Raw genomic sequence first — 13,406 nt, forward strand, 5'->3', positions numbered from 1 at the left:
ACCCTACCTCTTGCCACCCCCCGACCTCCCCGCTATACGCCAGCAATCACGGCCTCGGATTCGTTCCGGGGCCTTGTGTCTTATGCGCAGGCCAGGGTTTACCCCGGCAAACGTAGGTCGGGGTTCACCCCGACAACCCTTCACTTGGGGACCTTCGGGGCCCTGTAAACCATAGTCCCGGACCTGTCCGGGACGCCAAGCAAACGGAAGAAGCTAACATGGCATTAAAGTCGTACAAACCGACGACGCCAGGCCAGCGCGGGCTGGTGCTGATCGACCGTTCGGAGCTTTGGAAAGGTCGCCCTGTCAAGGCCCTCACAGAGGGTCTGACGAAATCGGGCGGACGGAACAACACCGGACGGATCACAATGCGTCGCATTGGTGGGGGCGCAAAGCGTCTTTACCGCATCGTCGATTTCAAGCGCAACAAGCTGGACATGCAGGCTGTTGTCGCACGTATCGAATACGATCCGAACCGGACAGCATTCATTGCGCTGATCCAGTACGAAGACGGCACCCAGACCTATATTCTGGCGCCGCAGCGTCTGGCGATCGGTGACAAGGTCATCGCCTCGGCCAAGGCTGACATCAAGCCGGGCAACGCGATGCCTTTCTCGGGCATGCCCATCGGGACAATCGTCCACAACATCGAACTCAAGGCAGGTAAAGGCGGCCAGATCGCCCGTGCAGCCGGCACCTATGCCCAGTTCGTTGGCCGCGATGGCGGCTATGCGCAGATCCGCCTGTCTTCGGGCGAATTGCGTCTGGTCCGTCAGGAATGCATGGCCACTGTGGGCGCTGTGTCGAACCCCGACAACAGCAACCAGAACATCGGTAAGGCCGGTCGTAACCGTCACAAGGGCATCCGCCCATCTGTGCGCGGTGTCGCGATGAACCCGATCGACCACCCCCATGGTGGTGGTGAAGGCCGCACGTCCGGTGGTCGGACGCCTGTGACCCCATGGGGTAAGGATACCAAAGGTACCCGTACCCGTAACAAGAACAAAGCATCGCAGCGCCTTATCGTGCGTTCGCGTCATGCCAAGAAGAAGGGTCGGTAATAATGGCTCGTTCCGTCTGGAAAGGCCCGTTCGTCGACGCCTATGTCTTGAAAAAGGCAGAAGCGACGCGCGAAAGCGGCCGCAACGAAGTGATCAAAATCTGGTCGCGTCGTTCTACTATCCTGCCTCAGTTCGTTGGCCTGACCTTCGCGGTCTACAACGGCAAGAAGCACATTCCTGTCAACGTCACGGAAGACATGATTGGTCAGAAGTTTGGTGAATATTCGCCAACACGGACCTATTATGGTCACGCCGCCGACAAAAAAGCGAAGCGGAAATAAGCCATGAGCAAGGATAAAAATCCCCGCCGCGTGGCCGATAACGAAGCAATGGCAAAACTGCGCATGCTGCGTACTTCCCCGCAGAAACTGAACCTTGTTGCTGCGCTGATCCGTGGCAAGAAAGTTGAAAAGGCCCTGCAGGACCTGACTTTCTCGAAAAAGCGGATCTCGGACGATGTGAAGAAATGTCTTCAGTCGGCCATCGCCAATGCCGAAAACAACCATAACCTGGATGTTGACGCGCTGGTCGTAGCGGAGGCTTACGTCGGCAAGAACCTGATCATGAAGCGGGGCCGCCCCCGGGCGCGTGGCCGTTTTGGCAAGATCGTCAAGCCGTTTTCAGAACTGACCATCAAGGTGCGTCAAGTTGAGGAGCAGTCATAATGGGTAACAAAGTCAACCCAATCGGGATGCGTCTTCAGGTCAACCGCACCTGGGACAGCCGCTGGTTCGCCAATACCCGCGAATACGGCGATCTTTTGTTGGAAGACCTCAAGATCAAGGCGTTCATCCGCAAGGAATGCGCACAATCCGGCGTCAGCCGCGTGATCATCGAACGTCCGCACAAAAAGTGCCGCGTCACGATCCATGCAGCCCGTCCCGGTGTGATCATCGGCAAGAAAGGTGCAGACATCGAAGGTCTGCGTCAGAAGCTGGCAAACCTGACCAAATCGGAATTGCACCTCAACATCGTTGAAGTCCGCAAGCCTGAACTGGACGCAGCGCTGGTCGCTGAATCCATCGGTCAGCAGCTGGAACGCCGGGTCTCTTTCCGTCGTGCGATGAAACGTGCTGTGCAGAACGCTATGCGCATGGGCGCCCTGGGTATCCGGGTCAACCTTGCCGGTCGTCTGGGCGGTGCTGAAATCGCGCGGACCGAATGGTACCGTGAAGGTCGCGTGCCGCTGCACACATTGCGTGCGGACATCGACTATGCGCTTTTCGAGGCGATGACGCCCTATGGCATCATCGGCATCAAGGTCTTCATCTACAAAGGTGAGATCATGGAGCATGACCCGCAAGGCCACGACCGTAAACATGCCGAGCTTCAGGAAGGCGCCATCCCGCGCGGTCCTGGCGGCCCGCGTCGCGACAGGTAAGGAGTAGAGAAGATGCTGCAACCAAAGCGTACGAAACACCGCAAGCTGCACAAAGGCCGTATTCGTGGTGAAGCAAAGGGCGGGTCTGACCTGAACTTTGGCACCTACGGTCTGAAGGCGACCGAGCCAGAGCGGATCACCGCACGCCAGATCGAAGCCGCACGTCGCGCCATGACACGTCACATGAAGCGTCAGGGCCGCGTCTGGATCCGGATTTTCCCGGATCTGCCCGTGACCTCCAAGCCCATCGAAGTGCGTATGGGTAAAGGTAAAGGTTCGATCGACTTCTGGGCATGCAAGGTCAAACCAGGCCGTGTGATGTTCGAAATCGACGGCGTCAGCGAAGAAATCGCCCGCGAGGCCCTGCGCCTTGCAGCGATGAAGCTGCCGATCAAGACACGCACCGTGGTGCGCGAAGACTGGTAAGTTGGGTTAACCCCGATCTACGCCAAAGTTCAAAGCCCCTGCCGAGAAATCGGTGGGGGCTTTTTGGTATTGCTGGTTGGGGTGGGTGGGATCCGTTTCCGCGTCAGATGCGTGGCGTGCCGCGGTCTTGCAGGTAAGCCGCGCGCGTGCGCCTGAAGACTTGCATCAACCGTTCATCATTGCGGCAGATTTCTTGCACTTGTTTCGCAAAGGCATCGTCTGACTGCCCATAAAACGCCTCTGCGGCGCGGTCCGCTGCGGTGTTGCGGTGATCTGGTTGCATTGTCAGGCTCCTCACGCGGGCTTTTGGCGACGCATTGCGCTGACCGTCAGTCGATCATAGGCAAAACACCAAAAGATTAACGCGCGGATGTCCTGCCGCGAAGATATCTATAGTTAACCCCAAGCGTAGTTAAAGCTGACGCTGATACGCTCTTCTTCTTCGGCCATGTTCATGGGGACTTCGTGGCGCAGCCAGCTTTCCCATAACAACACGTCACCGACGGCAGGGGCGACATAGACGAACTGGCGCAATTCTTCGCGCGCGGTTTTCTGGCGGGGCGGGGCGGCCATCATCATGGCCAGACGCGGGTCTTCGAATTTGATCGCGCTGGCACCTTCGGGCATCGCCACATAGGTGGTGCCGCTGATCACCGCATGGGGATGGATATGGCCGGTGTGAATGCCACCGGGGGGCAGGATGTTGATCCAGATGTCTTCGAGCTTGAGCGTCTTGTCGCCCAGATCGAAATCGAGATCCTGCACGAAAGCCGCCACATGTTTGTCCAGCACGGCGACCAGATCCTTGAAGATCGGAAACCGCCAGGGCAGGTCGGACAGCGATGCATAGGATGTGTAACCGGGATAGCCCTGATCTTCGCACCATTGCTGGCCGGCCTCATCGTCATCTGCGATGACAAGGCAAGAATTTTCCAGCTCGCCCGGATCAATCGCGCCATGGGCGGACAGCGGGGCGTGATAAAGGCGGGTGGCGAACAGCGATTTGATATTGGTCATGCCGCTGTCTTACCCGCTTTGCCCAGAGTGGTATAGAGCAGGCGTCGCCAGCCGCACCAAGATTGCCGACATTCGCGCAAAGCGCTGTGCCACAAGGGGTTGCTTTATCACGGAATGGGGGCTAGACGGCGCACTTCTACCCCCACTCCATCGGGAATCGGGTAACGCTTTGCGCGGCCTGCCGATGATGTTGAAAAGGAAAATGGCATGGATGCCAATGAACTGCGGGCCAAAACGCCCGATCAGCTCCGTGAAGAGCTGGTGAAACTGAAAAAAGAATCGTTCAACCTGCGCTTTCAGCAGGCGACTGGCCAGTTGGAAAACACCGCCGGTTTCCGCGCTGCACGCCGCAATGCTGCACGCGTCAAAACAATTCTGAACGAAAAGGCCGCGTCTGCGGCTTCGGAGGCTTAAGAGAATGCCTAAGCGTATCCTTCAAGGTGTTGTCACAAGCAACCAGAACACCCAGACCGTGACCGTTCAGGTCGAGCGTCGTTTCAAGCACCCATTGCTGCAGAAAACCGTCCGTAAGTCCAAGAAGTACCGGGCGCACGACGAAAACAACGCATTCAACGTTGGTGACCAGGTCCGTATTCAGGAATGTGCGCCAAAATCGAAAACCAAACGCTGGGAAGTTATTGCTTCTTAAGCAGTAACCCAACAGTTCAACGAAACCCTGGGGCTCCGGTCGGAAATCGGAAATTCCCCAAAGGTCGGAAGGAAACCAAATGATCCAGATGCAGACCAATCTGGATGTAGCTGACAACAGCGGCGCTCGCCGTGTTCAGTGCATCAAGGTTCTGGGTGGTTCCCATCGTCGTTACGCAAGTGTCGGTGACATCATTGTCGTATCGGTGAAAGAAGCCATCCCGCGCGGTCGCGTGAAAAAGGGCGATGTCCGTAAGGCCGTCGTCGTGCGCACCGCCAAAGAAGTGTTCCGCGAAGATGGTACCGCCATCCGCTTTGACAGCAACGCCGCTGTCATCCTCAACAACAACAACGAGCCTGTCGGCACCCGTATCTTCGGGCCAGTTGTTCGCGAGCTGCGCGCAAAGAACTTCATGAAAATCATCTCGCTTGCTCCGGAGGTGCTGTAACCATGGCTGCGAAACTCCGTAAAGGCGACGACGTGATCGTTCTTGCCGGCAAAGACAAAGGGATGAAGGGCACGATTGCTGCCGTTGATCCAAAGTCCGGCAAAGCCGTTGTTGATGGTATCAACATGGCGATCCGTCACCAGAAACAATCCCAGACAACACAGGGTGGCCGCACGCCAAAAGCGATGCCGATCCAGCTGTCGAACCTGGCGATCGTTGACAAGAATGGCAAACCGACCCGCGTTGGTTTCCGCATGGACGGCGAAAACAAAGTGCGCTTCGCCAAGACGACAGGGGATGTGATCTGATGCTTGACGCTGCAAACTACACCCCCCGCCTGAAGGCCGATTATGTTTCCCGCATTCGCGCTGCGATGAAGGAAGAATTCGGCTACAAGAACGAAATGCAGATCCCGCGTCTGGACAAGATCGTCCTGAACATCGGCTGTGGCGCAGAAGCTGTCCGTGACAGCAAGAAAGCCAAATCCGCACAGGAAGACCTGACAACCATCGCCGGTCAAAAAGCAATGACCACGAAGGCCAAGAAATCCATCGCTGGTTTCCGCGTGCGTGAAGACATGCCATTGGGCGCGAAAGTCACCCTGCGCGGTGACCGGATGTATGAATTCCTTGATCGCCTGATCACGGTCGCCATGCCCCGTATCCGCGACTTTCGTGGTGTCTCTGGTAAGTCCTTTGATGGTCGCGGCAACTATGCCACCGGCCTGAAGGAACATATCGTATTTCCCGAAATCAACTTCGACAAGATCGATGAGATGTGGGGAATGGACATCGTTATCTGCACCACAGCGAACACTGACGCTGAAGCAAAGGCATTGTTGAAGCTCTTCAACATGCCATTCAACAGCTAAGCGTTAGGGAGATTTGACAAATGGCTAAGAAATCCATGATCGAGCGCGAGAAGAAGCGCGAAAAGCTGGTGGCGCAATATGCTGTAAAGCGTGCGGCGCTGAAGGCAATCATCAACGACCAGTCCAAGCCGGTCGAAGAGCGTTTTAAGGCGACGATGCAACTTGCAAAACTGCCGCGCAATTCCTCGGCTGTGCGTCTGCACAACCGTTGCCAGCTCACCGGGCGTCCACATGCCTATTACCGCAAACTCAAGATCAGCCGGATCGCGCTGCGGAACCTTGGTTCCAATGGCGAAATCCCCGGCATGGTCAAGTCGAGCTGGTAAGGAGAATTTGATATGAACGATCCTATCGGTGATATGCTGACACGCATCCGTAACGGCCAGATGCGCGGTAAGGCAGCGGTGGAAACACCGGCGTCGAAACTGCGCGCTTGGGTGTTGGACGTGCTGGTCGCAGAAGGCTACATCCGCGGTTACGCAAAGAAGGACGGCAAAGACGGCCATCCTGCTTTCAATATCGAACTGAAATATTACGAAGGCACACCAGTCATTCGCGAAGTGAAACGGGTTTCGAAACCTGGTCGTCGCGTATATCTGGGCGCCAATGACCTCCCTTCCGTCCGTCAGGGCCTGGGTGTGTCGATTGTCTCCACCTCCAAGGGTGTGATGACGGACGCGAATGCACGGGCGGCCAAAATTGGCGGCGAAGTGCTTTGCACAGTGTTCTAAGGGGAAAACATGTCTCGTATTGGTAAAAAACCGGTTGAGCTGCCCTCTGGCGTCACTGCGTCGGTGTCCGGTCAAACCGTGGAAGTCAAAGGCCCAAAGGGCATCCGCACCTTCAAGGCGACTGACGATGTCACCATCACCGTTGATGGCAATGTTGTCACCGTCAAGCCACGCGGCACGTCCAAGCGGGCGCGCCAGCAGTGGGGCATGTCGCGCAGCCAGGTTGAAAATCTGGTGACCGGCGTGACCAGCGGTTTCAAGAAAGAACTTGAAATCACTGGTGTGGGTTATCGCGCCACGATGCAGGGCAACACCCTGAAGCTGGCGTTGGGCTATAGCCATGATGTGAACTTCGAAGTGCCGGCCGGCGTCATTGTGACAGCCCCAAAGCAGACTGAAATCATCGTGGAAGGGATCGACCAGCAGCTTGTTGGCCAGGTCGCGGCGAATATCCGTGAATGGCGCAAACCCGAGCCGTATAAAGGCAAGGGCATCAGGTACAAAGGCGAATTCATCTTCCGCAAAGAAGGCAAGAAGAAGTAAGGAACGCACAAATGGCAAACAGCAAAAGAACACTGTTTCTGAAGCGCCGTATGCGCGTTCGGAACAAACTGCGCGGCGTGACCGCGAACCAAGGGCGCGCGCGTCTGTCGGTTCATCGCAGCAACAAGAACATCAGCGTCCAGCTGATCGACGATGTGAACGGCGTGACGCTTGCGTCGGCATCATCGCTCGAAAAAGATCTGGGCGTTGTCGGCAAGAACAATGTCGACGCCGCTGCCAAGGTGGGTGCTGCTATTGCAGCCCGCGCCAAGGCTGCAGGCATCGAACAGGCTTATTTCGACCGTGGCGGTTTTCTGTTCCACGGCAAGATCAAAGCCCTTGCCGATGCAGCCCGCGAAGCTGGGTTGAAGATCTAATGTGGTGGTGCGCAGGAATGCGCACCCTACGCAGCACGGCAGGGTGTGCCTGAGGCGCACCCTCGATGATCCGGCTCTGACCGCGATTGGACAACGCCCTCGGGCAAGAAGATAAGGACGCCAGCTATGGCAGAACGTGATAACAACCGGGGTGGCAACCGTCGCCCCCGTGAAGAACAAGCACCCGAGTTTGCCGATCGTCTGGTCGCCATCAACCGCGTGTCCAAGACCGTCAAAGGTGGTAAGCGTTTCGGCTTTGCCGCGCTTGTCGTCGTAGGTGACCAAAAAGGCCGCGTCGGTTTCGGCAAAGGCAAAGCCAAAGAAGTCCCAGAAGCGATCCGCAAGGCGACCGAACAGGCGAAACGCCAGATGATCCGCGTCGCCCTGCGTGATGGCCGTACCCTGCACCATGACATCGAAGGTCGCCATGGCGCCGGTCGCGTCGTGATGCGGTCGGCACCAGCCGGTACTGGTATCATCGCCGGTGGTCCAATGCGCGCCGTGTTCGAGATGCTGGGCGTGCAGGACGTCGTGTCCAAGTCGATCGGTTCGCAGAACCCTTACAACATGATCCGCGCTACGATGGACGGCCTGCAAAAAGAGCAATCGCCGCGCAACGTGGCTCAGCGTCGTGGTAAAAAGGTTGCTGACATTCTGCCCAAGCGGGAAGATGCAGCCGATACATCCGCACAAGTCGCCGAGGAGGCTTAAACCATGGCAAAAACCATCGTCGTCAAGCAGATCGGCTCTCCGATCCGTCGCCCTGAAAAACAGCGTGCCACGCTGATTGGTCTGGGCCTGAACAAAATGAACCGTACCAAGGAACTGGAAGACACGCCTTCCGTCCGCGGCATGGTCAACAGCATCCCCCATCTCGTCGCGATCATCGAAGAGCGCGGCTAAGACACAGGTAAGGTGGATCACGATCCACCTTACAACAGTCAAAGAACGCCCTCGGGAAACCCGGGGGCGTTTTTGTTTGGGTCTGCGCAAACTTTCATGCTGTACACCGGCCATAAGCCGATCACCGGCAAAGCCTGAACCTTCCTTGACCAACCCCGGCCCCGCGTTTATACGCCGCAAGTCGGCACCTTTGGTCCGACTCGATTGTAACGCCGTGTTTGGCCACTCCCGTCGCTGGGGGCCAGTTCCGGCAAAAGGAGAAGCGACATGAAACTGAATGAACTTTCCGACAACCCAGGCGCCACCCAGCGTAAAAAACGCATTGGCCGTGGCCCAGGTTCCGGCATGGGTAAGACCGGTGGCCGTGGTATCAAGGGTCAGAAATCCCGCTCGGGCGTGGCGATCAAGGGCTATGAAGGCGGCCAGATGCCTTTGTACCAGCGTCTGCCAAAGCGCGGCTTTAACAAGCCAAACCGCAAGGCATTCTCGGTTGTGAACCTTGGCCTGATCCAGAAATTCATCGACGAAGGCAAGATCGACATCAAGGCCGACATCACCGAAGACGCGCTGATCGCCTCCGGTCTGGTCCGTCGCAAAAAAGACGGTATCCGCGTTCTGGCCAAGGGTGAATTCACATCCAAAGCCACGATCAGCGTCACGGGCGCGTCGCAGGGTGCGGTTGATGCCGTGGCCAAGGCGGGCGGTTCACTGACCGTCAAACCATCGGCAGTCAAGACATCGGCAGCGGCTGAGTAAGACCTTGTGAGCGGCGACACCGTCGCTTAGATGATCTTGCAAGTTTTCCCAAACGCCGCTGATCGGGGAACCGTTCAGCGGCGTTTATCATGAAAAGAGACTCACATGGCTTCTGCAGCAGAGCAAATGGCAGCCAACGTCAGTTGGAGCGCCTTTGGCAAGGCAACTGAACTGCGCCAACGCATCCTTTTTACGATTGGTCTGTTAATGATCTATCGTCTGGGCACCTTTATTCCGGTTCCCGGGATTGATGGCATTGCCCTGCAGCAATTCATGGAAGATGCACAGGCCGGCATTGGCGGCATCCTGTCGATGTTCACCGGTGGTGCATTGTCGCGGATGGCGATCTTTACGCTGGGGATCATGCCTTACATCTCGGCGTCGATTGTTATGCAGTTGCTGGGCTCCATGTGGGAACCGCTGAAGAACCTCAAGAAAGAGGGCGAGGCAGGCCGCCGCAAGCTGAACCAATATACCCGTTACGGCACTGTTGTGCTGGCGACGGCGCAGGCTTACGGCCTTGCCGTCAGTCTCGAAGCAGGCGGCCTGGCCTCTGACCCGGGGTTCTTTTTCCGCGCGGCTTGCGTGATTACCATCGTCGGCGGGACCATGTTCCTGATGTGGCTGGGTGAACAGATCACCGCGCGCGGTATCGGCAACGGTATTTCGCTGATCATCTTCGTCGGGATCATTGCGGAAATTCCTGCCGCGCTTGCGCAATTCCTTAGCCAGGGCCGGACCGGCGCGATCAGCCCCTTCGTGATCATCGGTATCCTGTTGATGGTGATCGTGGTGCTGACCTTCGTGGTGTTTATGGAACGGTCATTGCGCAAGATCCATATCCAATATCCCCGCCAGCAGCGTGGTATGAAAATCTATGACGGATCATCCAGCCACCTGCCGATCAAGGTGAACCCTGCGGGCGTCATCCCGGCAATCTTTGCATCCGCCTTGCTGTTGCTGCCGACCACGATCAGCACCTTCAGCGGTGGGACCAGCGGGCCTGTCATGTCCACCATTCTGGCGCTGTTTGGTCCGGGTCAACCGCTGTACCTGATCTTTTTCGGCGGCATGATCGTGTTCTTCACCTATTTCTACACCCGCGAAGTTGCCTTCAAGACCGAGGATGTGGCCGAGAACCTCAAGAACCAGAACGGTTTTGTGCCTGGCATCCGCCCCGGCAAACGGACCGAGGAATATCTGGATTACGTGGTCACGCGCATTCTGGTGCTGGGGTCGGGGTATCTGGCGCTGGTCGCCTTGCTGCCCGAAATCATCCGCGCTGAATTGTCGATCCCGTTCTATTTCGGCGGCACATCCGTGCTGATCATCGTGTCGGTTGGCATGGATACGATCCAGCAGGTGCAGTCACATCTTGTTGCCCATCAATACGAGGGGCTTATCGAAAAATCGCAGCTGCGCGGCAAACGCAGCACGACCAAGAAAAAAGGCCCGTCGCGCCGATGAACATCATTCTGCTTGGACCACCGGGCGCTGGCAAAGGCACACAGGCCCGTAAGCTGGTAGACGATCGTAACATGATCCAGCTCAGCACCGGAGATATGCTGCGCGCGGCGCGGACCAGCGGCACCGCGATGGGTAAAACCGTCGCCGCCGTTATGGACCGGGGCGAATTGGTCACCGATGAAATCGTGATCGGTCTGATCCGCGAACAGCTTGAAACTGGCGGCGATCACGGCGGTTTCATCTTTGACGGCTTTCCGCGCACTTTGGCGCAGGCGGATGCCCTTGGCGATTTGCTGGCGGAAATGGGTCAGAGCCTTGATCACGTGATCGAATTGCAGGTCAATGATGACGTGCTGGTCGAACGTGTGCTGGGACGCGCTGCCGAAACGGTTGCATCCGGTGGCCAAGCCCGCGCTGATGATAACGCCGACAGTCTGCGCACGCGTCTGTTGGCCTATTACAAACAGACCAGCCCGCTGATCGGCTATTACCATGCCAAGGGCGATCTGACATCGCTTGACGGGCTGGCAAGCGTGGACGTGGTTGCCGACAGCATCGCAGCGGTCCTTGGCTGAACGCTTGCGGTCTATTGACGCTGCGGGCGTTGGCCCCTAAACAGCGCCATCCCGCAAGGGAATCAATGCGCAGGTGCGGGGTCGCACCCTTCATCCTGCGGTTTACCTGATATGACGCAGCCCGGTGCCTTATGCTCCGGGCTTACGTTGTGAAAAAAGGGTCTGGCATCACGGACCCGCAACGAAAAGGAATACCAAACGTGGCACGTATTGCCGGCGTCAACATCCCGACTGCAAAGCGGGTTCCAATCGCCTTGACATATATCACTGGTATTGGCCCCGCCATTGCCGAACAGATCTGCGAAGCAACCAACATCGACCGCGCCCGCCGCGTGAACGATCTGTCGGATGCAGAGATTCTGACGATCCGTGAATTCATTGACGCAAACCTCACCGTCGAAGGTGACCTGCGCCGTGAGACACAGATGAACATTAAGCGTTTGATGGACCTTGGCTGCTACCGTGGCCTGCGTCACCGTCGCAACCTGCCGGTGCGTGGTCAGCGGACCCACACCAACGCGCGCACTCGCAAAGGCCCTGCAAAGGCCATTGCTGGCAAGAAGAAATAAGGGGACCTGACAGATGGCACGCGATACCAAACGCACCAAAAAGAAGGTTTCCAAGAACATCGCCGCCGGCGTTGCTCATGTGAATTCTTCGTTCAACAACACCAAGATCCTGATTTCTGACGTGCAGGGCAATGCGATCGCATGGTCGTCCGCTGGCACGATGGGTTTCAAAGGATCGCGGAAATCGACGCCTTATGCAGCCCAGATGGCTGCTGAAGATGCGGGCAAGAAAGCACAAGACCACGGCGTCAAGACGCTGGAAGTCGAAGTGCAGGGGCCCGGTTCCGGCCGTGAATCCGCATTGCGCGCGCTGGCTGCTGCCGGTTTCAACATCACCTCGATCCGTGATGTGACCCCGATGGCGCACAACGGCTGCCGCCCGCCAAAGCGCCGCCGCGTCTAAACCACTCCGAACGCATTGGGGTCGTGCATCTTTTTGCACGGCCCCAATCCGTCATTTTGAAACCTCGGGCGTTTGCCTTTTTGGACATGAAGGCAAACAAGGATGGAGGGACATATGATCCACAAAAACTGGGCTGAATTGATCAAGCCGATGCAGTTGGACGTCAAGCCGGGCAATGACCCGATGCGTCAAGCGACGATGGTCGCCGAACCGCTGGAACGCGGCTTTGGTCTGACCTTGGGCAACGCGCTGCGCCGCATCCTGATGTCGTCGCTGCAAGGTGCTGCCATCACGGCCGTGCAGATCGACAACGTGCTGCATGAATTTTCGTCCGTGCCGGGCGTGCGTGAAGACGTCACCGACATCGTGCTGAACCTCAAGGGCGTCGCCATCCGTATGGAAGTCGAAGGACCCAAGCGTCTGTCCGTACAGGCCAAAGGCCCAGGCGTTGTGACGGCCGCTGATATTTCGGAAACTGCGGGTATCGAGATCCTGAACAAGGACCATGTGATCTGCCACCTTGATGATGGTGCCGATCTTTACATGGAACTGACGGTCAACACCGGCAAAGGCTATGTTGCCGCTGACAAGAACAAGCCTGAAGATGCCCCCATCGGCATGATCGTCATCGATGCGATTTTTTCGCCGGTGAAAAAGGTGTCTTATGATGTCCAGCCGACCCGCGAAGGTCAGGTGCTGGATTATGACAAGCTGACGATGAAGGTGGAAACCGACGGGTCGCTGTCGCCTGACGATGCTGTGGCCTATGCAGCGCGTATCCTGCAGGACCAGCTGTCGATCTTCGTCAACTTTGACGAGCCTGAATCGGCCTCTGCCGGTTCCGATGATGACGGGCTGGAATTCAACCCGCTGTTGCTCAAAAAGGTGGACGAGCTGGAACTGTCCGTGCGTTCGGCAAACTGCCTCAAGAACGACAACATCGTTTATATCGGCGATCTGATCCAGAAAACCGAAGCAGAAATGCTGCGTACCCCCAACTTTGGCCGCAAATCCTTGAACGAAATCAAGGAAGTGTTGTCGGGTATGGGTCTGCACCTTGGCATGGATGTCGAGGATTGGCCGCCGGACAATATCGAAGATCTGGCCAAGAAATTCGAGGATCAGTTTTAACTGATCTGCGTCCCGGACCTGATCCGGGACCTCGCACAAAACCGATGAGGCCCCGGATCATGTCCGGGGCGCGTCACCCCGAAATGCCCACCCGAGTG

Annotated in this window: 24 protein-coding genes; 22 read left to right on the forward strand and 2 right to left on the reverse strand. The window is 57.2% G+C overall.

Annotated elements, in window-relative coordinates:
* Window positions 1-218: 218 nt before the first annotated feature.
* The 5 genes from rplB to rplP are packed head-to-tail and all read left to right on the forward strand — an operon-like array spanning window position 219 to window position 2,868.
* Complete coding sequence (rplB, locus tag SKA53_RS12930; RefSeq protein WP_007206608.1) at window positions 219-1,061, forward strand: 50S ribosomal protein L2; 843 nt, start codon at window positions 219-221, stop codon at window positions 1,059-1,061.
* Between the two features lie 2 nt (window positions 1,062-1,063).
* Complete coding sequence (rpsS, locus tag SKA53_RS12935) at window positions 1,064-1,342, forward strand: 30S ribosomal protein S19 (protein WP_007206609.1); 279 nt, start codon at window positions 1,064-1,066, stop codon at window positions 1,340-1,342.
* Between the two features lie 3 nt (window positions 1,343-1,345).
* On the forward strand, window positions 1,346-1,726 hold the full coding sequence (rplV, locus tag SKA53_RS12940; RefSeq protein WP_007206610.1) for a 50S ribosomal protein L22: 381 nt from the start codon (window positions 1,346-1,348) through the stop codon (window positions 1,724-1,726).
* Window positions 1,726-2,442, forward strand: coding sequence for a 30S ribosomal protein S3 (gene rpsC, locus SKA53_RS12945; protein WP_007206611.1), 717 nt, complete (start codon window positions 1,726-1,728; stop codon window positions 2,440-2,442). The genes rplV and rpsC overlap by 1 nt, the downstream gene beginning before the upstream one ends.
* Before the next feature lie 12 nt (window positions 2,443-2,454).
* Complete coding sequence (rplP, locus tag SKA53_RS12950) at window positions 2,455-2,868, forward strand: 50S ribosomal protein L16 (protein WP_007206612.1); 414 nt, start codon at window positions 2,455-2,457, stop codon at window positions 2,866-2,868.
* 103 nt (window positions 2,869-2,971) lie between these two features.
* Here the strand turns inward: rplP and SKA53_RS12955 are convergent, their stop codons facing one another.
* Complete coding sequence (locus SKA53_RS12955) at window positions 2,972-3,151, reverse strand: hypothetical protein (protein WP_007206613.1); 180 nt, start codon at window positions 3,149-3,151, stop codon at window positions 2,972-2,974.
* Window positions 3,152-3,264: 113 nt separating this feature from the next.
* Window positions 3,265-3,885, reverse strand: a complete 621-nt coding sequence (locus tag SKA53_RS12960) for a 2OG-Fe(II) oxygenase family protein (RefSeq protein ID WP_007206614.1) — start codon at window positions 3,883-3,885, stop codon at window positions 3,265-3,267.
* Between the two features lie 207 nt (window positions 3,886-4,092).
* On the opposite strand from SKA53_RS12960, the gene rpmC reads away from it, so the two are divergent.
* From rpmC to SKA53_RS13045, 17 genes are all read left to right on the forward strand, one after another.
* Window positions 4,093-4,299, forward strand: a complete 207-nt coding sequence (gene rpmC, locus SKA53_RS12965; RefSeq protein ID WP_007206615.1) for a 50S ribosomal protein L29 — start codon at window positions 4,093-4,095, stop codon at window positions 4,297-4,299.
* Window positions 4,300-4,303: 4 nt separating this feature from the next.
* Window positions 4,304-4,534 (forward strand): 30S ribosomal protein S17, encoded by a 231-nt coding sequence (gene rpsQ / locus SKA53_RS12970; protein WP_007206616.1) that lies wholly within the window; start codon window positions 4,304-4,306, stop codon window positions 4,532-4,534.
* A 79-nt stretch (window positions 4,535-4,613) separates the two neighbouring features.
* Entirely contained in the window at window positions 4,614-4,982 is a 369-nt protein-coding gene (gene rplN, locus SKA53_RS12975) for a 50S ribosomal protein L14 (RefSeq protein WP_007206617.1), read from the forward strand.
* A gap of 2 nt (window positions 4,983-4,984) precedes the next feature.
* Entirely contained in the window at window positions 4,985-5,290 is a 306-nt protein-coding gene (gene rplX / locus SKA53_RS12980) for a 50S ribosomal protein L24 (protein WP_007206618.1), read from the forward strand.
* Window positions 5,290-5,853, forward strand: coding sequence for a 50S ribosomal protein L5 (rplE, locus tag SKA53_RS12985; protein ID WP_007206619.1), 564 nt, complete (start codon window positions 5,290-5,292; stop codon window positions 5,851-5,853). Before rplX ends, rplE begins: the two co-directional genes overlap by 1 nt.
* A 20-nt stretch (window positions 5,854-5,873) precedes the next feature.
* The gene (rpsN, locus tag SKA53_RS12990) at window positions 5,874-6,179 is read left to right on the forward strand and encodes a 30S ribosomal protein S14 (RefSeq protein ID WP_040482981.1); all 306 of its coding nucleotides are present in this window, start codon (window positions 5,874-5,876) and stop codon (window positions 6,177-6,179) included.
* A gap of 12 nt (window positions 6,180-6,191) precedes the next feature.
* Window positions 6,192-6,584 (forward strand): 30S ribosomal protein S8, encoded by a 393-nt coding sequence (gene rpsH / locus SKA53_RS12995; protein ID WP_007206621.1) that lies wholly within the window; start codon window positions 6,192-6,194, stop codon window positions 6,582-6,584.
* Window positions 6,585-6,593: 9 nt separating this feature from the next.
* Window positions 6,594-7,127 (forward strand): 50S ribosomal protein L6, encoded by a 534-nt coding sequence (gene rplF, locus SKA53_RS13000; protein WP_007206622.1) that lies wholly within the window; start codon window positions 6,594-6,596, stop codon window positions 7,125-7,127.
* Window positions 7,128-7,138: 11 nt separating this feature from the next.
* A complete protein-coding gene (gene rplR, locus SKA53_RS13005; protein WP_007206623.1) occupies window positions 7,139-7,504 on the forward strand; it encodes a 50S ribosomal protein L18 in 366 nt (121 codons plus the stop codon).
* 126 nt (window positions 7,505-7,630) lie between these two features.
* Entirely contained in the window at window positions 7,631-8,215 is a 585-nt protein-coding gene (gene rpsE / locus SKA53_RS13010) for a 30S ribosomal protein S5 (RefSeq protein WP_007206624.1), read from the forward strand.
* Window positions 8,216-8,218: 3 nt separating this feature from the next.
* A complete protein-coding gene (gene rpmD, locus SKA53_RS13015; protein ID WP_007206625.1) occupies window positions 8,219-8,407 on the forward strand; it encodes a 50S ribosomal protein L30 in 189 nt (62 codons plus the stop codon).
* A gap of 267 nt (window positions 8,408-8,674) precedes the next feature.
* Window positions 8,675-9,163: a 50S ribosomal protein L15 gene (rplO, locus tag SKA53_RS13020; RefSeq protein WP_007206626.1), complete on the forward strand. Its 489-nt coding sequence runs from the start codon at window positions 8,675-8,677 to the stop codon at window positions 9,161-9,163.
* 105 nt (window positions 9,164-9,268) lie between these two features.
* Window positions 9,269-10,630 (forward strand): preprotein translocase subunit SecY, encoded by a 1,362-nt coding sequence (secY, locus tag SKA53_RS13025; protein WP_040482982.1) that lies wholly within the window; start codon window positions 9,269-9,271, stop codon window positions 10,628-10,630.
* The gene (locus SKA53_RS13030; protein WP_007206628.1) at window positions 10,627-11,205 is read left to right on the forward strand and encodes an adenylate kinase; all 579 of its coding nucleotides are present in this window, start codon (window positions 10,627-10,629) and stop codon (window positions 11,203-11,205) included. Before secY ends, SKA53_RS13030 begins: the two co-directional genes overlap by 4 nt.
* Window positions 11,206-11,405: 200 nt before the next feature.
* Window positions 11,406-11,774 carry a 30S ribosomal protein S13 gene (gene rpsM / locus SKA53_RS13035; RefSeq protein ID WP_040482983.1) on the forward strand — a complete coding sequence of 123 codons (369 nt, stop codon included), beginning with the start codon at window positions 11,406-11,408 and terminating at the stop codon, window positions 11,772-11,774.
* Window positions 11,775-11,787: 13 nt separating this feature from the next.
* Window positions 11,788-12,177, forward strand: coding sequence for a 30S ribosomal protein S11 (rpsK, locus tag SKA53_RS13040; protein WP_007206630.1), 390 nt, complete (start codon window positions 11,788-11,790; stop codon window positions 12,175-12,177).
* A gap of 114 nt (window positions 12,178-12,291) precedes the next feature.
* A complete protein-coding gene (locus tag SKA53_RS13045; RefSeq protein ID WP_007206631.1) occupies window positions 12,292-13,308 on the forward strand; it encodes a DNA-directed RNA polymerase subunit alpha in 1,017 nt (338 codons plus the stop codon).
* Window positions 13,309-13,406 lie beyond the last annotated feature (98 nt).

The sequence above is a fragment of the Yoonia vestfoldensis SKA53 genome (genome assembly GCF_000152785.1).
GTDB lineage: Bacteria > Pseudomonadota > Alphaproteobacteria > Rhodobacterales > Rhodobacteraceae > Yoonia > Yoonia vestfoldensis_A.